8 protein-coding genes are annotated in these 22,763 nt (G+C 74.9%); 2 read left to right on the forward strand and 6 right to left on the reverse strand.

Annotated elements, in window-relative coordinates:
• Positions 1-44: 44 nt before the first annotated feature.
• Both ACGF13_RS34775 and ACGF13_RS34780 read left to right on the forward strand, forming a co-directional pair.
• On the forward strand, positions 45-1,946 hold the full coding sequence (locus ACGF13_RS34775) for a BTAD domain-containing putative transcriptional regulator (RefSeq protein WP_392883108.1): 1,902 nt from the start codon (positions 45-47) through the stop codon (positions 1,944-1,946).
• A gap of 110 nt (positions 1,947-2,056) precedes the next feature.
• Positions 2,057-2,719, forward strand: a complete 663-nt coding sequence (locus ACGF13_RS34780) for a class I SAM-dependent methyltransferase (RefSeq protein WP_392883181.1) — start codon at positions 2,057-2,059, stop codon at positions 2,717-2,719.
• Positions 2,720-2,764: 45 nt separating this feature from the next.
• Here the strand turns inward: ACGF13_RS34780 and ACGF13_RS34785 are convergent, their stop codons facing one another.
• From ACGF13_RS34785 to ACGF13_RS34810, 6 genes are read right to left on the reverse strand one after another with little or no spacing between them, the layout of a single operon-like run.
• Positions 2,765-3,865, reverse strand: a complete 1,101-nt coding sequence (locus tag ACGF13_RS34785) for an HAD-IIIC family phosphatase (protein WP_392883110.1) — start codon at positions 3,863-3,865, stop codon at positions 2,765-2,767.
• 35 nt (positions 3,866-3,900) lie between these two features.
• The gene (locus ACGF13_RS34790) at positions 3,901-5,016 is read right to left on the reverse strand and encodes an acyl-CoA dehydrogenase family protein (protein WP_392883113.1); all 1,116 of its coding nucleotides are present in this window, start codon (positions 5,014-5,016) and stop codon (positions 3,901-3,903) included.
• Positions 5,009-5,290, reverse strand: a complete 282-nt coding sequence (locus ACGF13_RS34795; protein ID WP_392883116.1) for an acyl carrier protein — start codon at positions 5,288-5,290, stop codon at positions 5,009-5,011. The genes ACGF13_RS34790 and ACGF13_RS34795 overlap by 8 nt, the downstream gene beginning before the upstream one ends.
• Positions 5,291-5,312: 22 nt before the next feature.
• Entirely contained in the window at positions 5,313-6,182 is an 870-nt protein-coding gene (locus ACGF13_RS34800; protein ID WP_392883119.1) for a 3-hydroxyacyl-CoA dehydrogenase family protein, read from the reverse strand.
• A 17-nt stretch (positions 6,183-6,199) separates the two neighbouring features.
• Positions 6,200-12,499 (reverse strand): type I polyketide synthase, encoded by a 6,300-nt coding sequence (locus ACGF13_RS34805; protein WP_392883122.1) that lies wholly within the window; start codon positions 12,497-12,499, stop codon positions 6,200-6,202.
• A gap of 31 nt (positions 12,500-12,530) precedes the next feature.
• Complete coding sequence (locus ACGF13_RS34810; RefSeq protein ID WP_392883125.1) at positions 12,531-22,700, reverse strand: type I polyketide synthase; 10,170 nt, start codon at positions 22,698-22,700, stop codon at positions 12,531-12,533.
• Positions 22,701-22,763 lie beyond the last annotated feature (63 nt).

Consider the following 22,763-nt stretch of genomic DNA (forward strand, 5'->3'; position numbering starts at 1 on the left):
GGTCACCCAAGACGCTGGAGGCAGTCTTGCCCACCGGTCGTGCGATGAAGAGGACTCCCCCCTTGAACTTCCTGTTACTGGGCCCGCTTTCCGTCCGGTTGAACGCGCGTGAGGTGCACGTGTCGGCGCCGAGGCAACGCGTGGTCATGACAGCCCTCCTCCTCAACGCCAACCGGGTGATCTCCGTCGACCGGATCGCCGAGTACGTCTGGGACGGCGCCCCGCCGCCGAGTGCCGCCGCGACCGTCCGCACCTATGTGATGCGCCTGCGGCAGTCGCTGGGCGAGCACGCCTCCGCCCGGATCGTCACCCGGGCGCCCGGCTACCTCCTCGAACTCGGCGAGCACGAGAGCGATCTCGGGCAGTTCACGGCCCATCGCCGGCGCGCGGCGGAGCTGGCCGAGCGCGGAGACCTGGAAGGTTCCTCCGCCGAGCTGGCCGAGGCGCTCGCCCTGTGGCGCGAGGAGCCGCTGGCGGACATCCCGTCGCAGACGCTGCGCGATGTGGAGGGCCGCTACCTCCAGGAGCTTCGCCTGCAGACCATGGAGATGCGGTTCGACGCGGAGCTGGCGCTGCTGCGGCACGCCGAGATCGTGCCGGAGCTGGTACGGCTGGTGCGGAAGCACCCCTTACGCGAGGCCCTGGTGGGCAAGCTGATGCTGGCGCTGGGCCGCTCGGGACGGCAGTCGGAGGCCCTGGACCTCTACCAGCGCACCCGGGCGCTGCTCGTCGAGCAGCTCGGCGCCGAGCCGAGCACCGATCTGCGCGAGGTCCACCGGCACATCCTCTCGGCCCACGACCGGCCCCGCACGCCCGACCCGCTGGAGCAGCCCGCGAAGGCCCCGGAGGCGGCCGTCGCGCCGGCGCCGGCCGCCGCCTGGGAAAGATCCTGCTGGCCGAGCCCGGCGCAGCTGCCCTCGGTGCCGCTGCCGTTGTCGGCCCGCTCCGGTGCACTGGCGCGGCTGCAGCACTTCCTCACGACCGGCACGATGCCCGCGGGCATGGTGGCGACGGCGGTGGTGACCGGCCGGGGCGGTGTCGGCAAGAGCGCGCTGGCCCTGCAGGCGGCGCACGCCGTGCGCGGTTCCTCGGTGCACGGCCAGCTCTACGCGGATCTCGGCGGAGCCGCGCGGCCGCTGACCGCCCGGGCGGTGCTGCCGCGGTTCCTGGCGGACCTCGGTGTGCCCCGGGACGAGATACCCGAGGAGGAGTCGGAACAGGAGAGCCTCTACCGCTCGCTCACCGCGGGCCGCCGTCTGCTGGTGGTACTCGACAACGCCTCCAGCACCGCGCAGGTGCGGCCGCTGATACCGGGTAGCGGGGGCAGCAGGCTGCTGGTGACCAGCCGACGGCGGCTGGCCGATCTGGAGGGGGCGTCCCCGCTTGTCCTCGGCCCACTGGACGAGGCCGGGTCGCTGGAGCTGCTGGGCAGCATCGTCGGCCCGGCCAGGGTCGGTGCCGAACCGCGGTCGGCCCGTTCGGTGCTGACGGTCTGCGCGGGCCTGCCGCTGGCGATCCGGATCGCGGGGACCCGGCTGCTGGAGCGCCCGCACTGGACCATCGGGCACTTCGCCCGGCGGCTCACGGACGCCCCGCGGCTGCTGGACGAACTGTGCGCGGGCGACCTCGGTGTCCGGCCCTGCCTCGACGCCGACCACGCCGGGCTCCGGCGGGCGGCTCCGGCCGGGGTCGACCCGGCCGAGGTGTTCACCGCGCTGGGGGCCGCCGAATCGCGTTCGGTCTCCAGCAGTTGGGTCGCGGTGATGTTCGGCTGCTCCGAGGCGCAGGCCGAGGAGGCCTTGGACGCCCTGGTGGAGGCGAATCTGCTGGGTGCGCCGGCGGGGGGCCGCTACCGGCTGGACGCGCTGTTGCGGGCGTACGCCCGCGAGCGGGCGCAGGCGGTCGCCGTACGGCAGCACGATCACCCGTACATGCGCGCCGGGTGACCGTCCCGGCGGCCCGGCGACGGGCACCCGGCGGCCCTGTTCCCCTTCCCCCGATGCTTTTCGACCCGACCTCCTTCGACCCGATCTCCTTCGAGAGGACCCCCCGCGCCATGGCCCACCAGACAGAAGCCACCCACGACCTGCTCGCCTACGTCCGGGAGGTCTCCCTCCGTGACGACGATCTACTCAGGGAACTGCGGGAGGCCACCGCGGACCTCCCCGGCGGGACCGCCATGCAGGTGATGGCGGAGGAGGGCCAACTGCTCTCCCTGCTGGTCGGGTTGACGGGGGCCCGGGCGGTGCTGGAGATCGGCACCTTCACCGGCTACAGCACCCTGTGCATGGCCCGCGCGCTCCCGGCCGACGGGGTGCTGGTGTCCTGCGACATCGACGACCGGTGGCCGGCCATCGGCGCCGACTTCTGGAAGCGGGACGGGGTCGACTCGCGGATCGACCTGCGGATCGGCGATGCCACCGCGACCCTGGACGCGCTGCTGGCGGAGCGCGGGCCGGAGAGCTTCGACCTGGTGTTCATCGACGCGGACAAGGGCAACTACGTCCGCTACTACGAGACTTCGCTGGCGCTGCTGCGCGCCGGCGGTCTGATCGTGGTCGACAACACCCTCTTCTTCGGCCGGGTCGCCGATCCGGCCGCCGTGGACCCGGAGACCGCCGGGGTCCGGGCTTTGAACCGGCTGCTGCACAAGGACCCCCGGGTGGAGCTGTCGCTGCTGGTGATGGCCGACGGGATCACACTCGTCCGCAAGCGCTGAGGGCGGCGGGCCGGAGCCCGGGAGCGCCGACCGCCGCCGCCGCGGTCACGACGTTCCCGGGCCCCCTTCCGGCACGTTCAGGTCGGGTGCGTCCACGCTGATGACGGTGGACACCACGCGCGGGCCGGGGACCAGGTGGAGGCGCTGGAGTCCGGTGTCCTCCGGAGCCGGCGCGAGGACGGCGGCACACGGGCACGGGGCTTCGTCCAGGCCCTCGAAGCCCGCGAACCGGTAGGCGATCTCCATCATCCGGTTGCGTTCGGTCGCCCGGAAGTCCGCGACCAGGTGGACTCCGGACCGGGCGGCGGCGTCGGCCAGCCAGTTCAGCAGGGTCGCGCCGGCGCCGTAGGCGACGACCCGGCAGGAGGTGGCGAGCAGCTTGAGGTGCCACAGGCCCGGGTGCCGTTCGAGCAGCAGGACGCCGACCGCGCCGTGCGGGCCGAACCGGTCGGTGAGGGTGACCACCAGGACCTCGTGCCGGGGGTCGGTGATCAGGCCGCGCAGCACCGCGTCCGGGTAGTGCACCCCGGTCGCGTTCATCTGGCTGGTGCGCAGGGTGAGTTCCTCGACCCGGGACAGCTCCTCGCCGGTGGCCCGGCCGATGCGCATCCGCAGGTCCAGGGAGCGCAGGAACTCCTCGTCGGGGCCGGGGGCGGCCGCCCGCTCGGCCTCGCGGCGGAAGCCCGCCTGGTACATCTGGCGGCGGCGCCGGGAGTCGACGGTGCTGACCGCAGGGGTGAACTCGGCGAGTTCGGGGAGTGCGAGGACCTGCTCGGCCGGGTAGCACCGTACGTCGGGCAGGTGGAAGGCCACTTCGGCGCGTTCGGCGGGCCGGTCGTCGACGAAGGCGATGGTCGTGAGCGCGAAGTTCAGCCGGTCGGCGATCCGGCGCACCGACTCGGACTTGGCGCCCCACCCGATCTCCGGCAGGACGAAGTACTCGGCCACGCCGAACGCCTCCAGCCGGGCCCAGGCGTGCTCGTGGTCGTTACGGCTGGCGACGGACTGGAGGATGCCGCGGGAGTCGAGCTCGATCACCACCTTGCGCACCTCGTCCGGCAGGTGCACCTCGCCGTCCTCCAGCAGGGTGCCCTGCCAGAGGGTGTCGTCCAGGTCCCAGACCAGGCACTTGACAATCTCGGCCATGCCGTCCTTCCTCGTCTCGTCGGCCGTGGGCCCGCTCACCGTGCCCCCGGAGCGGAGAGGGCGTGCTGTGCCAGCATCAGCCGGCACAGCTCGTTGCTGCCCTCGATGATCTCCATCAACTTGGCGTCCCGGTACGCCCGGGCCACCGCGTGCCCGTCCCGGGACCCGGCCGAGGCCAGGACCTGGACGGCCGTCGCCGCGCCCCGGGCGGCCTGCGTCGCGCTGACGTGCTTGGCCAGTACGGTCGCCACCACCTGGTCCGGCGCCCCTTCGTCCCAGCAGCGGCTGGCGTGCTCGCAGACCCGCAGGGCCACCTGCTCGGCCGTGTAGAGGTCGGCGAGGTGCCCGGCGACGAGCTGGTGCTCTGCGAGCGGCCTGCCGAACTGCTCCCGCCCTGAGGCGTGCGCGGTGGCCGCCGCCAGACAGGCCCGCAGGATGCCCACGCACCCCCAGGCGACGGACATCCGCCCGTAGGCCAGCGCGGTCGTCACCAGCAGGGCGGGCGGCAGTCCGTGACCGCCCAGGACGCTGTCGGCCGGCAGCCGCACCCCGTCGAGGTGGACGTCCGCGTGTCCGGCCGCGCGGCAGCCGAGCGGGTCGGCGATCCGCTCGATCCGGACGCCGGGCGTGTCGGCGGGCACCACGACGGCCACCGCGCCGTCCTCGTAGCGGCCGACGACGACCAGCAGGTCGGCGTAGTGGGCGGCGGTCACCCACTTCTTGTGTCCGTCGACGACGACCGCGTCGCCGTCGCGGCGGACGGTCGTCGTCATCGCCGCGAGGTCACTGCCGGCGCCGGGCTCGCTGAAGCCGACCGCCGCCAGTCCGCCGCCGGTCAGCCGGGGGAGGTGGGCGGCCGCCTGCTCGGCGGTGCCGAGGCGCTGGATGGTCCATGCCGCCATGCCCTGGGAGGTCATCACGCTGCGCAGCGAGCTGCAGAGGCCGCCCACGTGGGCGGTGTACGCGCCGCTGCGCATGCTGCTGAGCCCCCAGCCGCCGTACTGCTCCGGGACCTCGGCGCACAGTCGGCCCTCGGCGCCCAGTTCGCGGAGCAGGTCCAGCGGGATGAGGCCGGTCCGGTCCCACTCCCCCGCCTGGTCGCCGACCCGCAGGGTGACGGAGGTCATGGCGCTGTTCAGGTCCTCACCCACGCCGGCCCCCGGCGGCGGGCACCCGGAGCCGGTCCACCAGCTCCGCCATCCGCCGTACGGTGCGGAAGTTGTCCAGCCGCAGGTCCGCGCCGCGGACGGCGATGGCGTAGGTCTTCTCCAGGTGCACCACCACCTGCATGGCGAACAGGGACGACAGGCCGCCGGCGCCGAACAGGTCGGTGTCGGCGTCCCAGGCGGTTCCGGTGCGTTCCTCCAGGAATCCCAGCAGTTCCTTCTCCAGGTCGTGGGTGTCGGGCGTGTTCGCTGTGGTCATGGCCGTCTCCTTGTCGGGGTGATCAGGTGTAGTCGTAGAAGCCGCGCCCGGACTTGCGGCCCAGCCGGCCCTCGCGGACCAGCCGGAGCAGCAGTTCGGCGGGGCGGCAGCCGTCGTCGCCGGTGCGTTCGTGGAGCACGGTGAGGGAGTCGACGAGGTTGTCGATGCCGATCAGGTCCGCGGTGCGCAGCGGGCCGGTGGGGTGTCCCAGGCAGCCCTGCATCAGGGCGTCGACGTCCTCCGCGGTCGCCGTGCCCTCCTCCACGACCCGGGCCGCGTCGTTGATCATCGGGTGCAGGATGCGGCTGGTCACGAAGCCGGGTGCGTCCCGGACGACCACCGCCCGCCGCCGCAGCGCCGTGAGCAGGGCCGCCACGGCGGCCATCGCCGGCTCCCCGGTCTTGGCGCCGCGGACCACTTCGGCGGTGCCGATCAGGTAGGGCGGGTTCATGAAGTGGGTGCCGACCAGATCCTCCGGCCGCTCCACGGCCCCGGCCAGTTCGTCGACGGGGATCGAGGAGGTGTTGGTGATCAGCAGGGTTCCGGGCCGGACCAGTCCGGAGACCTCGGACAGGACGGCGGCCTTGATCGCGGCGTTCTCGGTGACCGCCTCGACGACGGCGGTGGCTCCGGCGACGGCCTTGAGCGAGGTGCCGGTGGCCAGGGCGCCGAGGGGCGTCCCGGCGGGCAGGGCGCCCATCAGCTCGGCCAGCCGGAGGTCGCCGTCGATCAGGTCCGTGGCCCGGTCGAGCCGTTCCCGGTCGATGTCGACCAGGTGGACCGGCAGGCCGTGTCCGAGGGCGAGGACGGTGATGCCGACGCCCATCACCCCGGCTCCCAGCACGGTGAGGGCGTGTCGCGGGGGGGAATCGTCGTACGGGGCTGTGGTCAACGGGCTCTCCTTCGGTGTCACAGGTCTTCGGGGGTGCGGAGGGTGGTGCCGAGCCAGTCGGCGACGGCGTCGCCGGTGGTCGCGACATGCTGTTCCATGATCGAGAAGTGGTCTCCGGGAACGTCGACGACGGTGTCGGCACCCGCCCAGGACGAGCGCCAGTCACCGGCTTCGGCGGACGGGCGGCCGAGCGGGGTGGAGGCGCGGACCAGCAGCAGCGGGGCGCGGACCGCCGGGGGTTTCCAGTCGTCGAGCAGACGGAAGTAGCCGCCCATCGCGGTCAGCCTGGTCCCGTCCATCGGGGCCGCCTGGTCCTCGCGGTCGAACATGCCGCCCAGCAGGACGTCGTTGAACTGGGTGATGCCTTCGTTGTCGGAGAGGTAGGTGTCCAGCAGCACCACGGCCGCCGGGCCCTCGCCGCGCTGCTCCAGCGCGGCGGCCACTCCGTGGGCGAGCGTGCCGCCGGAGGAGGAGCCGGCCAGGACGAGCGTCCGTCCGGGCAGTTCCCGGAGCAGTGTCGTCGCCTGGAAGTCCAGCAGGGCCGACATGTCGGCGGGCAGTTCCTCCTCGGGGGTGAATCCGGGGGCGTCCAGGGCGGCGACGGCGTAACGGTCCCGGAAGCGGGCGGCGAAGCGGGCGTACTGGTGGGCACCGCCGAGGGCGACGATGGAGCCGAAGCAGACGAGTACGGGGGCGTCGGCGCGCTCGTTCAGGCGCAGCAGCCGCGGGCCGGTGCCGGCGGCCGCGAGGTCGCTGCCGCTGGGGAAGGCCGGGCGCAGGGCGGAGGCGTGCTTGAGCAGGGCGATGCCCTCGTCGATCCGGCCGAGTGCGCAGGCCCGGCGGAACAGCACGCTCACCGGGTCGGTGTCGGCGGTGTCGGTGTCGGTTCCGGTTGCGGCGGTTCCGGTTGCGGGTGCCGTTTCGGGCCGGGGGGTGTCTTCCCTCCGGGCCTCGGCGGCGAGGCGCGCCGCGAGCGCGGCGGGGGTGCCGCTGTCGAAGACGGCGGAGGGCCGCAACCGCAGTCCGGTGGCGGCGGCCAGCCGGTTGCGGAGCTCGACCGCGGTCAACGAGTCGAATCCGACGGAGAGGAAGGGCACCGTCGCGGACAGCGCCCCGGAGTCGGTGTGGCCGAGGACTTCGGCGGCCTGGGCGAGGACGATGTCAAGCAGGACCAGCCCGCGTTCCTGTACGTCGGCGGCGGCGTCGAGCCGTTGCCGGAGCGCTGCGGCGGCGGTCGGCGTCCCCTTCGCTCCGGTCGTCGCGGTCGGGCTGCGCCGGACCAGGGAGCGCAGCATCGGGTGCACCGGGCCGTCGCCGCGCACGGTGAGGTCGAGGTGGGCCAGGACGACGGGGCTCCCGTCTCCCGGCGGGGCGGCGTCCGCGGCGCACACCGTGTCCAGCAGGGCCATGGCCTCCTCGTCGGAGAGGCCGCGGGCGCCGCGCCGGTCGATGCGCCGCCGTTCGGCGCCGCCGAGGTCCGCCGTCATCCCGCTCACCCGCTCCCAGGGGCCCCAGGCCAGGGACAGGCCGGGGAGCCCGAGCCGTCGGCGTTCCGCGATGAGGGCGTCGAGCGCGGCGTTGGCGGCCGAGTAGGACGCCTGGCCGGGGCTGCCCAGCACGCCCGCGGCGGAGGAGAAGACGACGAACGCGGACAGGTCCGCTCCGCGCGTCAGCTGGTCGAGGTGCCGGGCGGCGTCGAACTTGGGCCGCAGGACGGCGGTCATCCGCTCCCCCGTCAGCCCGTCCAGCAGACCGTCGTCGAGCACTCCGGCGGTGTGGACCACGGCGCACAGCGGATGGCGTTCGGGGATGGCCGCCAGGGCGGCGGCCAGTGCCTGACGGTCGGACACATCACAGCTGACGGCGGCCAGTTCGGCTCCGGCCTCGGCCAGCTCCGCCGTCAGCTCCGGCATGCCGGGGGCGTCGGCGCCGCGGCGGCTCAGCACGAGGAGGTGGCGTACCCCGTGCGCGGCGACCAGATGGCGCGCCAGGACGGCCGCGAGCGCGCCGCCCCCGCTCACCAGTACCGTCCCTTCGGACGGCCCGAACGGGCCGGCCGGCCGGGTCGCGGTGGCGGTGGTGGCCGTGGCGGTGGTGACCGGCGGCCGTATCAGTCGGGGCGCGTACAGGACGCCACCGCGCAGGGCCGCCTGTGGTTCGCCCGTGGCGAGGAGCTCGGCGAGCGCGTCGCCGAGACCGTCCGGGTCCGGCCCTTCGGTGTCCAGCAGCACGAACCGGTCGGGGTGTTCGAGCTGAGCGGCTCGGAGCATGCCCCAGACGGCCGCCGCACCGAGGTCCGCCGGCTGCGGCTGCGCACCGAGCGGGCCGGTCGCGCCCCGGGTGAGCACCACCAGGGGCGTACGGGCGGTGGTGTCGTCGGCCAGGTGGGCCTGGAGGCGGTCCAGGACCCCGGACGCGACCGCGTGCACCGCCGCGGGGTCCGCGTCCCGGGCGGGGGCGTCCGCGGGCACGGTGTCGGCGGACGGGGGGCAGGTCAGCAGCATCGCGTCGGGTGTCGCGGACGGGGGTCCGGTAGGGAAGGCGGCCGGCAGCAGCCGCTCGTCCTGCGGGCCGAGGAGGCCCCAGCGGGTGACCGGGCGCGGGCCGGGCCCGGCAGTGACCGGCGTCCAGCCGACGTGGAAGACGGAGCCGGAGGACGCCCGCGGTGCGGCGGTGGACGCCGTGCGCAGGGTGAGCGAGCCGACCGTCGCCACCGTGCGCCCCGAGGGATCGGTGATCCGCGCGGTGACGGCGTCCGGGCCGTCGGGGCGCAGCCGGACGCGCAGGACCGGCGCGTCGGAGGTCTCGATCGCGACGCGCTGCCAGGAGAACGGCAGGGGGACGCTGTCGGCGGGCTCCGCGGTCGCGGCGCCTTCGCGCAGACCGGTCGTCTGGAGGGCCGCGTCCAGGAGGGCCGGGTGCACGCCGAAGCCGCCCTCCCCGCCGGCAGGGAGGCCGTCGGGCAGGGCCACTTCGGCGTGGATCGCGTCTGCGGTGCGCCATGCGGCGCGCAGGCCCCGGAACGCCGGGCCGTAGGCGACGCCCCGGGTTTCGAGCAGCCCGTACAGTTCGTCCACGTCGAGGGGGACCGCGTCGGGCGGGGGCCACGTGCCGGCCGGTTCGGTCGTGTCGTCCCGGTCGGCCGACGGGTCCCGGGGGCCGACCGCGCCGGTCGCGTGCCGGGTCCAGGGCCGGTCGGCGGAGCCGGGGGCGGCCTCGGGCCGGGAGTGGAACTCCACCGGGCGCCGTCCCGTGCCGTCTTCGGCGCCCACCCGTACGCGCAGTTGCACGGCCTGATCGTCGGGCAGCAGCAGCGGGGCGGCGAGGGTCAGCTCCTCCACGAGGGCGCAGCCGAGGCGGCGGCCCACGTGCGCGGCCAGTTCCACGAGGGCCGCGCCGGGCAGGATCACGGCTCCGGCCACGGCGTGGTCGGCGAGCCAGGGGTGGGTGGCCGAGGAGAGCCGGCCGGTGAAGAGGGTGCCCGCGTCGTCGGGCAGTTCGACCGCGGCGCCGAGCAGCGGGTGGTCCGCGGCGGACTGGCCGGTGGCCGCCTGGTCCCGGTCGGCTGGCAGGGCGTCCAGCCAGTAGCGGCGTCGTTGGAAGGCGTAGGTGGGCAGGTCCACCCGCTGGGCACCGGTTCCCGCGAACAGTCGCTCCCAGTCGACGCGCAGGCCCCGGACGTGTGCCTCGGCGAGCGCGAGCTGGAGTCGGCGGAGCCCTCCGGCCCCGCGCCGCAGGGTGTCGAGCACCAGCGTCTCCGGGGCGCCCGCGTTGGCGGCCGTGTCCTCGATCGCGTACATCAGGGCGGGCTGGGGGCCGGACTCGATGAAGACGCGGTGCCCGGCCGCGAGGAGCGAGCGGGTCGCCCGCTCGAACTCGACGGTCTGCCGGACGTTGCGGTACCAGTACTCGGCGCCCAGGGACTTCGTGTCCAGCAGGCCGCCGGTCACGCTGGAGTAGTACGGCACCGCACCCGCGAGGGGGGTGATCCCGTCCAGGTCGGAGAGCAGGCGCTCGCGGATCTGCTCCACGTGCGAGGAGTGCGACGCGAAGTCGGTTTCGATGCGGGTCGCCCACACCCCTTCCTCCAGGAGTTCCTCCACCAGGGCCGTGACCGCGTCGGCGTCGCCCGACACCGCCACCGACGACGGGCCGTTCACCGCCGCCACCGAGAGCCGGCCCGCCCACGGGGCGATGCGCTCCCGTGCCACGTCCACCGGCAGGGGCACCGACGCCATCCCGCCACGGCCCGCCAACGCCCCCACCGCACGGGAACGCAGCGCCACCACCCGCGCCCCGTCGTCGATGCTCAGGCCACCCGCCACCACCGCGGCGGCGATCTCGCCCTGGGAGTGGCCCACCACCGCGTCCGGAACGACGCCGAACGAGCGCCACACCTCCGCCAGCGACACCATCACCGACCACAGCACCGGCTGCAGCACGTCGACCCGTGCGAGCAACCGCTCCGAGCCCAGCGCCTCCGCCAACGACCAGTCCACGTAAGGCGCCAGCGCCCGCTCGCACTCGGCCATCCGCCCGGCGAACACAGCCGATTCGGCCAGCAGCTCCGCGGCCATCCCCACCCACTGCGAACCCTGACCCGGGAACACCAACACCGAACGGCCCGGGGGCAGCCCGCTGCCGACCGTCACGCCCGCCGCACGCACGCCCCGCGACAGGGCGGCGACACCGGCCAGCAGTTCGCCCCGGTCCGCCCCCACCACCACCGCGCGCTCCGCGAACCGCGAACGCCCCGCCGCCAGCGAATGGCCGACGTCCGTCACGCTCAGGCCCGGTTCCGCCACCACCCGCTCGTACAGCGCCGTCGCCTGGGCGCGCAGCGCATCCGGGGTACGCGCCGACAGGATCCAGGGGACGGCGGCGGGCACCGGTTCCGGCGTGGCGGACCCGTCGGAAGCTGCCGGGTCGGCCGGGGCCTGTTCGAGGATGACGTGGGCGTTGGTGCCGCTGGCGCCGAAGGAGGACACCCCGGCCCGGCGCGGACGTCCCGTCTCCGGCCAGGGGGCGGCCTCGGTGAGCAGGGAGACGGCTCCCTCGGTCCAGTCGATCCGGGGCGAGGGACGGTCGACGTGCAGGGTGCGCGGCATCACGCCGTGCCGCATCGCGAGCACCGACTTGATCACCCCGCCGACGCCCGCGGCGGCCTGGGTGTGGGACAGGTTGGACTTCAGCGAGCCCAGCCGCAACGGCCTCCCGGCGGGCCGGTCCTGCCCGTACGTGGCCATGAGCGCCTGCGCCTCGATGGGGTCGCCGAGGACGGTGCCGGTGCCGTGCGCCTCCACCATGTCGACCTCGGACGGGTCGAGTCCGGCACGGGCGAGCGCCCCGTTGATGACACGCTGCTGCGCGGGCCCGTTCGGGGCGGTCAGCCCGTTGCTGGCGCCGTCCTGGTTGACGGCCGAGCCGCGGATGACGGCCAGGACGGGGTGCCCCGCGCGCCGGGCGTCCGAGAGCCGTTCCAGCAGGAGCAGGCCCAGGCCCTCCCCGAACCCGGCTCCGTCCGCCGCGGACGAGAAGGACTTGCTGCGTCCGTCGGGTGCCAGGCCGCGCTGGCGGCTGAACCCGACGTACAGGCCGGGGGTGGACATCACGGTCACCCCACCGGCCAGGGCGAGGGTGGTGTCGCCGGAGCGCAGCCCCTGGCAGGCGAGGTGGACGGCGACCAGGGAGGACGAGCAGGCGGTGTCCAGGGTGACCGCCGGGCCTTCCAGGCCCAGGGTGTAGGCGATCCGGCCCGAGGCGACGCTGGGGATGGTGCCGGTGCCGAGGAAGCCTTCCACTTCGTCGGGCACCCGGCCGAGCCGGGACCCGTATTCGCTGTAGATCACTCCGGTGTAGACGCCGGTGCGGCTGCCGCGCAGGGTCGCCGGGTCGATGCCCGCGCGTTCCACCGCTTCCCAGGACGCTTCCAGCAGCAGCCGCTGCTGCGGGTCCATGGCCAGGGCCTCGCGCGGCGAGATGCCGAAGAAGCCGGGGTCGAAGCCGGTCGCGTCGTGGAGGAAGCCGCCTTCCCGGACGTAGAAGGTGCCGGGGGCGTCGGGGTCGGCGTCGAAGCCGCCCTCGACGTCCCAGCCGCGGTCGGTGGGGAACGGCGAGACCGCGTCGCGTTCCTTGACCAGCAGCTCCCACAGGTCTTCCGGGGTGCGTACGCCGCCGGGGTAGCGGCAGCTCATCGCCACGATGGCGATGGGCTCGGCGGAGTCGTCGCGGAGCCGTCGGTTCTCCTGCCGCAGGCGCTGGTTGTCCACCAGCGAGGCGCGCAGGGCGGCGACCACCTGGTCCGTGTCGGTGGGCATGGGGTCGGGCTTCTCCTTCTGCGGCTGTCGGTCAGTCACGTTCGCCGCCCAGGGCCATCCGGACGAGGTCGTCGACGGCCATGGCGTTGATGTCGGCGTCGGGAGCCGGCGTGTCCGGTGTCTCCGGCCGGTCGGCGAGGTACGCCCCGGCGGCCTTCCCGGTGCCGGCGGGGTCGCCCGGCCCGTCGGGTACCAGGCGCCCGGTGAGGTGGGCGGCGACGGCGGCCGGGGTGGGGTGGTCGAAGACCAGGGTGGCGGGCAGCCGGCGGCCGGTGGCGGCGCCGAGCCGGTTGCGGAGTTCGACGGAGGTGAGCGAGTCGAAGCCGAGGTCCTTGAACGCCTGGTCCGGGTCGACGGCCTCGGGTCCGCCGTGGCCGAGGATGTCGGCGACCCGGCTCCGTACCAGGTCGAGCAGGGTGGCGACGCGTTCCTCCGGGGTGAGGCCGGTCAGCCGGCGGCGCAGCGAGTCCGCTTCGGCGGCGTCCGCCCCGGAGGCGGGGCGGCGTGCGGTACCGGGGACCAGGGCGGCGAGCAGGGCCGGGACGGGTCCGGTCCGGGCTGCCGTCCGGAGCCGGCCGAGGTCGATCTTGACCGGGACGAGCAGCGGTTCGTCCAGGGTGAGCGCCGCGTCGAACAGGGCCAGGCCCTCTTCGCTGCCGATGGCCGCGGTGCCTCCCCGGGACATCCGCCGCAGGTCGGCGGCGGTGAGCGTGCCGGTCATGGTGCTGCGGCGCGCCCACAGGCCCCAGGCGAGCGACTGGGCGGGCAGTTTCAGGGCACGGCGGTGCTGGGCGAGCGCGTCGAGGAAGGCGTTGGCGGCCGCGTAGTTGCCCTGCCCGGCGTTGCCGACCGTGGCGGACGCGGAGGAGAACAGGACGAAGGCCGACAGCGCGAGGTCACGGGTGAGGTTGTGCAGGTTGAGGGCTGCGTCGACCTTGGGCCGCAGGACGTGGCGCATCCGCCCGGGGGTCAGCGACTCGATCGTCCCGTCGTCCAGGACGCCGGCCGCGTGGACGACCGCGGTCAGCGGGCGGTCGGCGGGGATGCCGGCGAGCAGCGCGGCGAGCGCGTCCCGGTCGGCGACGTCACAGGCCTCCACGTCCACCCGGGCGCCGAGGCCGCGCAGTTCGGCGGCGAGGTCGGCCAGGCCCGGTGCGTCCGTGCCGCGCCTGCCGACGAGCAGCAGGTTCTGTACGCCGTGCGCGGTCACGAGGTGCTGTGCCACCAGGCCGCCGAGCGCGCCGCCGGCCCCGGTGACAAGGACGGTTCCCCCGGCCGCGGCGATACCGGACGGTGTGTCCGGGGCCGGGTTCGGGTCCGTGGCGACGGTGGCCCTGGTGAGGCGGGCGGCGAGGAGCTCTCCGCCGCGTATCGCCAGTTGGGGTTCCGTTCCGGCCAGTGCCCGGGGCAGCAGGCCGGCCACGGCGGCCGGGTCGTCGGTGTCGATCAGCAGGAAGCGGCCCGGGTGCTCGGACTGGGCGGAGCGGACGAGGCCGCGGACCGCGGCGCCGGTGAGGTCGGTGACCTCCTCGCCGGCTGCCGTGGAGACCGCACCCCGGGTGACGAGCACGAGCCGGGTGCCGTCGTCCCATCGCGGGTCGGCCAGCCAGTCCTGGACGAGCCGCAGGGCGTCGTCCAGTGCGGTGTGCACGGATGCGGCGTCGGGCGGGGACGAAAGGTCCGGGGTGTGGTCGCACCAGGCCAGTACGGCGGCGGGCGACGGCGCTCCCCCGTCCAGCGCGGCACCGAGCGCGGCCAGGTCCGGATGGCTGTCCGGGAAGAGTTCCCGGCCGCCGAGGACAGCCCAGTGTCCGAGGGGGTCGGCGGGTGCGGTGGCGGGCACCGCCGACCACTGCACCCGGTAGAGGGATTCCGGGCCGCCGCCCGGGCGGAGGGTGTCGAGGTCGATCGGGCGGACGGCGAGCGCCTCGACCGACGCGACCGGGAGGCCGTTCGAGTCGGTCGCGTCGATCGACACCGATCCGTCCGGCCGGAAGCCGAGCCGTACCCTGAGCGCGGTGGCTCCGGAGGCGTGCAGCCCGACTCCGCTCCAGGAGAACGGCAGTCCGGCGGACGGCCGGTCCGCGCCCGGTTCGGTGTCCGGCCGAGCCCGCAGGAACAGCCCCTGGAGGGCGGCGTCCAGGAGGGCGGGGTGCACGCCGAAGGCGGAGGCGGACCGGTGCTGGTCCTCGGGCAGACGTACCTCGGTGAGGATCTCGTCACCCCGGCGCCAGGCAGCGGTGAGCCCGCGGAAGGCGGGTCCGTAGCCGTAACCGGAGGCACGGAACCGCTCGTACAGGTCGTCGACGGGGATCGGGACGGCGCCGGGCGGGGGCCAGGAGCCGGCGTCGTCCGGTACGGCTGAGGACGACGGCTCGCGGGTCGTGGCGTCGGCGGCGAGCCTGCCGGTCGCGTGCGCGGTCCAGTGCGGGGTCGCCGCGTCCTCGCGGCAGGAGAACAGGTCCAGTGAGCGGCTGCCGTGCGCGTCCGTGGCGCCGACCCGAACCTGCAGGCGGACGGCGGTGTCGGCGGGTATCAACAGCGGTGACTGGAGCGTCAGTTCCTCCACCGTGCGGCAGCCGGCCTCGTCCGCGGCGCGTACCGCGAGTTCCGCGAAGGCCGCGCCGGGCAGCAGGACCGTACCGGCCACCGCATGGTCGGCGAGCCAGGGGTGGGTACGCAGCGAGATCCGGCCCGTGAGCAGCAGTTCACCCGTGTCGGCCAGTTCGATGGCCGCTCCGAGGACGGGGTGGTCGGCCGGATCGAGCCCGGCCGCGCCCACATCGGCCGCCGCGGTGGGCGCCGGCTCGGGCCAGTAGCGGCTGCGCTGGAAGGCGTACGTCGGCAGGTCCACCCGCCGCGCCCCCGGGAACGCACCCGAGAAGTCCGCCCCCAACCCGCACTCCCACGCACGGCCCACCGCACGCAACACCTGCGCCGGGCCGCCCTCCCCACGACGCAACGTCCCCAACACCACGGCATCCACACCCGCGGCCTCCACCGACTCCCCCACCGCCACACCCAGCACCGCATGCGGGCTGGACTCGACGAAGAACCGGAAGCCCTCCCCCAGCAACGCCTCCGTGGCCTTCCCGAACTCCACCGTCTCCCGCAGGTTCCGGTACCAGTACTCGGCGTCGAGGAACTTCGTGTCCAGCCAGCCGCCCGTCACCGTCGAGAAGAACGGCACCCCGCCCGAGACGGGCACGATCCCGTCCAGGTCGGCGAGCAGCTGCTCGCGGACCTCCTCCACATGCGCGGAGTGCGACGCGTAGTCGACCTCGATCAGACGCGCCCGCACACCCTCCCCGACCAAGGCCTCGACCAGTGCCGCCACCGCGTCCGCGTCACCCGACACCACCGTCGACGACGGACCGTTCACCGCCGCCACCGACAACCGGCCCGCGATGCGCTCCCGCACCGCCTCGACCGGCAGAGGAACCGACGCCATCCCGCCACGACCCGCCAACGCCCCCACCGCACGGGAACGCAGCGCCACCACCCGCGCCCCGTCGTCGATGCTCAGACCGCCCGCCACCACCGCCGCGGCGATCTCGCCCTGCGAGTGGCCCACCACCGCGTCCGGAACGACACCGAACGAACGCCACACCTCCGCCAGCGACACCATCACCGCCCACAGCACCGGCTGCACCACATCGACCCGCGCCAGCAGCGCCTCCGAGCCCAACGCCTCCGCCAACGACCAGTCGACATAAGGCGCCAACGCCCGCTCGCACTCCGCCATCCGCCCCGCGAACACAGCCGATTCGGCCAGCAACTCCGCGGCCATCCCCACCCACTGCGAACCCTGACCCGGGAACACCAACACCGAACGACCGTCGACCGGGCGACCGCCGTCCCACGCTCCCGAGTCGTCGTCGGCCATCCGGCCCAGCAGGGTGTGGAGTTGGTCCCGGTCCCCGACCAGTGCCTTCCGGTACTCGAAGGCGGTGCGCGTGTGCAGGGCGGATCCGATGTCGCGCGGGTCGACCCCGGGGTTGCCGTCCAGGTGGCGGCGCAGCCGGTCGGCCTGGAGGCGCAGTGCCTGCGGGCTCTTCGCCGACAGCAGCCAGGGCACCGCCGGCAGGGGGGTGCGCTCGGCCGGCGGGCCGTCATCCTCCAGGGGGGTGTGTTCGAGGATGGTGTGGACGTTGGTGCCGCTCAGGCCGAAGGAGGACACTCCGGCCCGGAAGGGGCGGCCGTGGGACGGCCAGGGCTGCTGCTCGGTCGCGAGGGCCAGCGCTCCACGCGTCCAGTCGACGTGGCCGGAGGGCCTGCTGACGTGCAGGGTGCGGGGCACCTGCCCGTGCCGCATGGACAGCACCGTCTTGATGACCCCCGCCACGCCCGATGCTGCCTGGGCGTGGCCGAGGTTGGACTTGAGGGAGCCGACCAGCAGGGGCCGTCCGCCGGGCCGGTCCTGGCCGTAGGTGGCCAGCAGGGCCTGCGCCTCGATGGGGTCGCCGAGGGTGGTGCCGGTGCCGTGCGCCTCCACCACGTCCACCTCGGACGCCGTCAGGCCCGCGTCCGCGAGCGCCGCCCGGATCACCCGCTGCTGCGACGGACCGTTGGGGGCGGAGAGCCCGTTGCTGGCGCCGTCCTGGTTGACGGCGGAGCCGCGTACCACCGCCAGTACCGGGTGTCCGTTGCGGCGGGCGTCCGACAGCCGCTCCAGCAGCAGGACGCCGACGCCTTCGCCCATGCCCATGCCGTCCGCGTCGTCCGAGAAGGCCTTGCAGCGGCCGTCCTCGGCGAGTCCCCGTTGCCGGGAGAAGCTGATCAGGGCGCCAGGGGTCGCCATCAGGGCGACGCCGCCGACCAGGGCGAGGGAGCAGTCGCCGCCGCGCAGGGCCCGGCCGGCGTAGTGCATGGCGACGAGTGAGGAGGAGCAGGCCGTGTCGATGGTCACGGCGGGGCCTTCGAGGCCCAGGGTGTAGGCGACCCGGCCGGATACGACGCTGGGTGCGCTGCCGGTGAGCAGGTGGCCGTCTCCTTCCTCCGACTGGGCGACGACGGCCGCGTAGTCGGCGTAGTTGACGCCGGTGAACACTCCGGTGCGGCTGCCGCGCAGGGCGGCCGGGTCGATGGCGGCGCGTTCGATCGCCTCCCAGGTGGTTTCCAGGAGCAGCCGCTGCTGGGGGTCCATGGCCAGGGCCTCGCGCGGCGAGATGCCGAAGAACTCCGCGTCGAAGTCGGCGGCGTCGTGCAGGAAGCCGCCGTGCCGGGTGGTCGAGGTGCCGGGGCGGTCGGGGTCGGGGTCGTAGAGGCCCTCCAGGTCCCAGCCGCGGTCGGTGGGGAAGTCCGAGACGGCGTCGCCGCCGTCGGCGAGCAGGCGCCACAGGTCTTCGGGGGTGCCGATGCCGCCGGGGAAGCGGCAGGCCATGGACACGATCGCGATCGGCTCGTCGTCGGGCGCGGGCGGGTGCGCTGCGGCGTCCGGGTCGGTGGCCTGTCGGCCGAGCAGTTCGGCGCGGATCTCCCGGGCGAGCGCGGTGGACGACGGGTGGTCGAAGATCAGCGTGGACGGCAGCCGCAGTCCGGTGGCGGTGTTGAGCCGGTTGCGGAGTTCGACTGCGGTGAGGGAGGCGAAGCCCATGTCCTGGAACGCCATGCCGGGCCGGATCGCGTCCACCGAGGGATGGCCGAGGACGGCTGCCGCGTGGATGCGGACCAGGTCGAGCAGCAGGCGGTGCTGTTCGGATTCGGCGAGGGCGGCGAGCCGTTGGCGCAGCAGTGCGGCGGCGGGTGCCTCCGTGTCGCCGGTCGCGGCTTCCAGGGCGCGGCGGGCTTCGGGGATGCCGGTGAGCAGCGGGCTGCGGCGGGTGGAGGTGAAGACGGCGGCGAACTGCTCCCAGTCGACGTCGGCGACGGCGAGTACGGTCTCGTCGTCGTCGAGCGCCTGTTGCAGGGCGTGGACCGCGAGGTCTGGGGCGATCCGGGGCAGGCCGTGCTGCTCCAGGTTGAACAGATCGGCGTCCGCTCCGGCGACGCGGTCCTGGAAGGGGTTCTCGGCCTGCCAGATGCCCCAGTCGACGGTGGTGGCGGTGAGGCCGCGGGCCCGGCGGTGCTGGGCCAGGGCGTCGAGGTAGGCGTTGGCCGCGGCGTAGGCGCCGTGGTCGCCGCTGCCCCAGACTCCGGCGATCGAGGAGAACAGGACGAAGGCGTCGAGTTCGCGGTCGAGCAGGGCGTCGAGGTGTTCGGCGCCGGCGGCCTTGGCGGCGACGATCTGTTCGAACGCGGACATCGGTGTGCCGTCCAGGGGGGCGAGCGCGACGAACGCGGCCGCGTGGACGACCGCGGTGACCGGGTCGCCCGCCGTGTCCAGGCCGGTGAGCAGTTCCGCCACGGCCTGACGGTCCGCCAGGTCGCAGACGGGCAGGGTCAGTCGTACGCCGAGGGCGGCCAGTTCCGCGGCGAGTTCGGCCGCGCCGGGTGCCTGGGGGCCGCGGCGGCCGGGCAGGACGAGGTGGGTGGCGCCGCTGCGGGCCAGCCAGCGGACGAGGTGCGGGCCGACGGCTCCGGTGCCGCCGGTCAGCAGGACGGTGCCGCGGGGCTTCCAGTGCTTCGTACGGCTGTCGTTCCGGGGGGCGCGCCGGAGGCGGCGGGCCAGCAGGCCGGTGGGGCGCAGGGCGAGCTGGTCCTCGCGGCCGAGGCCGTCCGGGCCGGTGCCGGGGGCCGTCAGGACGGCGGCGAGGCGGGTCCTGGCGCGGGCGTCGAGGTTCGGCGGCAGGTCGATGAGTCCGCCCCAGCGGGCGGACAGTTCCAGCGCGGCCACCAGTCCGGTGCCCCAGACCAGTGCCTGGCGGGGGTGGGTGACCGGGTCGTCCTGGCCCGTGGACACGGCCCCGGCGGTGGCGCACCACAGGGGTGCGGTGAGGGCGAGGTCGCCCAGGGCCTGCACCAGGGCGACGGTGAGTGCCGTCCCGGTGGGCAGGGCCGGGTGGTCGGGGTGGGGCCGGTCGTCGGCGGCCAGCAGCGACAGCACGCCCGTCGGGACGCGGTCGCCGAGGGCGGTGGCGAGCGTGTCCGCGAGGTCCGTGCGGCGGACGGCGTCGGCGGTGAGTTCGGCCGTGACGACGGTGGCGCCCGCTTCGGTGAGGGCGAGCAGCGGGCCGCGTACCCGTGCGTCGTCGTCGTGTCCGGCGGGCAGGACGACGAGCCAGGTGCCGGCGGCGGGGGTGGCGGCCGGCGGGTCGGGCAGGGGCTGCCAGCCGATGCGGTAGCGCCAGGAGTCGATGACGCTCTCGTCGCGCCGCTGTTTGCGCCAGCCTCGCAGGGCGGGCAGGACAGGGGCGAGGGCGTCCTCGTCGACGGCGAGGTGGGCGGCGATCTCGGCCGGGGCGTCGTGGTCGACCATGTGCCAGAAGGCCGTGTCGTGCGGGTCGGTGGCGGCCGGTCCGGTGCCGGGCGCCGCCTCCGGCTCCAGCCAGTAGCGCCGCAGCTGGAAGGGGTATCCGGGCAGAGCGGTCGGGCGGGCGCCGGTGCCGGCGTACACCGCGGACCAGTCGACGGCCGCGCCGGCCACCCACAGTTCGGCGGCCGAGCGCAGGGCCCGGCGCAGTCCGCCGTCGTCGCGGCGCAGGGTGCCGACGACCACGGGCGGCTCCTCGGCGCCGGTGGCCTCGGCGGTGTCCTGGAGGGCCATGGTCAGCACCGGGTGCGGCGACACCTCGACGAAGACCTCGTGGCCCTGTTCGATCAGGGAGCGGACGGCGGCATCGAAGCGGACGGTCCCGCGGAGGTTGCGGTACCAGTAGTCGGCGTCCATGACCGTGGTGTCGAGCCGGTCGCCGGTGACGGTGGAGAACAGTGGAATCCGGGCCGGGAGCGGGCATACGCCGGCCAGCGCGGCCAGCACCTCGGACCTGATCCCTTCGACCTGGGCCGAGTGCGAGGCGTAGTCCACGGGTACGGACCGGGCCCGTACGCCCTGTGCGGCGCAGTGGGCGAGCAGTTCGGCCAGGGCCTGGGTCTCGCCCGAGACCACCACGGCGGCGGGCCCGTTGACGGCGGCCACCGACAGCTTCTCGGCCCAGGGGGCGATCTCGGCGCGGACCCGGTCCTCGGGCAGGGACACCGCGACCATGCCGCCGAGTCCGGCCAGCGCCCGGATGGCCCGGCTGCGCAGGGCGACGACCTTCGCCCCGTCCTCCAGGCTCAGCGCTCCCGCCACCACGGCGGCGGCGATCTCGCCCTGGCTGTGCCCGACCACGGCGTCGGGCCGGACGCCCCAGGACTCCCAGTGCGCGGCCAGTGACACCATCACCGCCCACAGCACCGGCTGCACCACGTCCACCCGTTCCAGGGAGGGTGCCCCGGGCGCGCCCTCCAGGACGGCGGGGAGCCGCCAGTCGACATGGGCGCAGAGGGCGGCGTCGCAGGCGGCGAGGCGGTCCCGGAACACGGGGCTGGTGGCGAGCAGGTCCCGCGCCATGCCGGCCCACTGGGAGCCCTGGCCGGGGAACACCAGTGCCGTCCGGCCCTCGACGACCCGGCCGGTGCCCGCGACGACGTCGGCGGGCGTGGCCGGGGCGGTGGAGAGGTCCGTGCCCGGCCCGGACAGGGCGGCGAGGCCGTCCAGCAGTGCGGGGCGCCCGTCGCCGATCACCACGGCCCGGTGTTCGAAAGCGGACCGGGTGGTCGCCAGCGAGAACCCGATGTCGGCCGCCCGTGCGGGCGCGTCCGTGGCGAGCCGGGCGCGCAGCCGGGCCGCCTGGTCCCCGAGCGCGGACGCGGTGCGGCCGGACAGCACCCAGGGCAGCACGGCCCCGGGCGCGCCCGCCCCGGCTGCGGTGTCCGGGCCGTCGGTCGCCGCTTCCGGTCCGTCGGCCTGTTCCGGCTCCGGTGCCTGTTCGAGGACGACGTGCGCATTGGTGCCGCTCATGCCGAACGAGGACACCCCGGCCCGGCGTGGCCGGTCGACGGCGGGCCAGTCGCGGGCCTCGGTGAGGAGTTCGACGGCGCCCGAGGACCAGTCGGCGTGCGGGGTGGGCGCGTCCACGTGCAGGGTGCGGGGCAGGACGCCGTGCCGCAGCGCGAGCACCGTCTTGATGACCCCGGCGACCCCGGCGGCGGCCTGGGTGTGCCCGATGTTCGACTTCAGCGACCCCAGCCACAGCGGACGCCCGGCGGGCCGGTCCTGGCCGTAGGTGGCCAGCAGCGCGTCGGCCTCGATCGGGTCGCCGAGTACGGTCCCGGTGCCGTGCGCCTCCACCGCGTCGACCTCGGAGGCGGTCAGTCCGGCGTCGGCGAGGGCCGCCCGGATGACCCGCTGCTGGGAGGGGCCGTTGGGGGCGGTCAGGCCGTTGCTGGCGCCGTCCTGGTTGACGGCCGAGCCGCGCAGCACGGCCAGCACCGTACGGCCGTTGCGGCGCGCGTCCGACAGCCGCTCCAGCAGCAGCATCCCCACGCCCTCGCCCCAGCCGGTGCCGTCCGCGGCCGCCGCGAACGGCTTGCAGCGGCCGTCGGGGGACATCGCGCCCTGCCGGCTGAACTCGACGAACACCGCCGGCAGCGCCATCACGCTGGCCCCGCCGGCGAGCGCGAGCGAGCACTCACCGGCCCGCAGGGCCCGCGCCGCGAGGTGCAGCGCCACCAGCGAGGCCGAACAGGCGGTGTCCACGGAGACGGCCGGGCCTTCGAGACCGAGCGCGTAGGACACCCGCCCGGACATCACGCTCATCGAGTTCCCCGTCATCAGGAACCCCTGGACGGCTTCGGCCGCGCCGGAGCCCAGCGTCGCGTACCCCTGGTCGATGGCCGCGACGTACACCCCGGTACGGCTGCCCCGCAGGGTGAGCGGGTCGATGCCGGCCTGCTCGACGGCCTCCCAGGACGCCATCAGCAGCAGCCGCTGCTGCGGGTCCATCGCGACCGCCTCACGGGGCGAGATGCCGAAGAACTCCGGGTCGAAGTCCGCCGCGCCGTCCAGGAACGCCCCTCGCCCGGGGACCGTGCCGCCGGACGGCCAGGCGGTCTCCCAGCCCCGGTCGCCGGGGACCGGCGCGATGGTGTCGCGCCCTTCGGCGAGCAGTTCCCACAGGTCCTCGGGAGTGCGGACGCCGCCGGGGAAGCGGCAGCTCATCGCCACGATCGCGATCGGCTCGCTCGTGCGGGCCTCGGCCTCCCGGAGCCGCTGCCGGGTGTCCCGCAGGTCGATGGTCACCCGGTTGAGGTAGTCGCGCATCCTCTGGTCGCTCACTGGACACCGCTGCTTTCGTCTCGGGCTGCTCGGGTCTCGTCTCGGGCTGCGCGGGATGCGCGG

This window comes from Kitasatospora sp. NPDC048286 (assembly GCF_043201735.1).
GTDB lineage: Bacteria > Actinomycetota > Actinomycetes > Streptomycetales > Streptomycetaceae > Kitasatospora.

What these genes read in the sequence shown, in the direction of transcription:
- ACGF13_RS34805 (WP_392883122.1), bottom strand. Translation starts at nt 12,499, where the DNA reads ATGCCCACCGACACGGACCAGGTGGTCGCCGCCCTGCGCGCCTCGCTG.
- ACGF13_RS34785 (WP_392883110.1), bottom strand. Translation starts at nt 3,865, where the DNA reads ATGGCCGAGATTGTCAAGTGCCTGGTCTGGGACCTGGACGACACCCTC.
- ACGF13_RS34795 (WP_392883116.1), bottom strand. Translation starts at nt 5,290, where the DNA reads ATGACCACAGCGAACACGCCCGACACCCACGACCTGGAGAAGGAACTG.
- ACGF13_RS34775 (WP_392883108.1), top strand. Translation starts at nt 45, where the DNA reads ATGAAGAGGACTCCCCCCTTGAACTTCCTGTTACTGGGCCCGCTTTCC.
- ACGF13_RS34780 (WP_392883181.1), top strand. Translation starts at nt 2,057, where the DNA reads ATGGCCCACCAGACAGAAGCCACCCACGACCTGCTCGCCTACGTCCGG.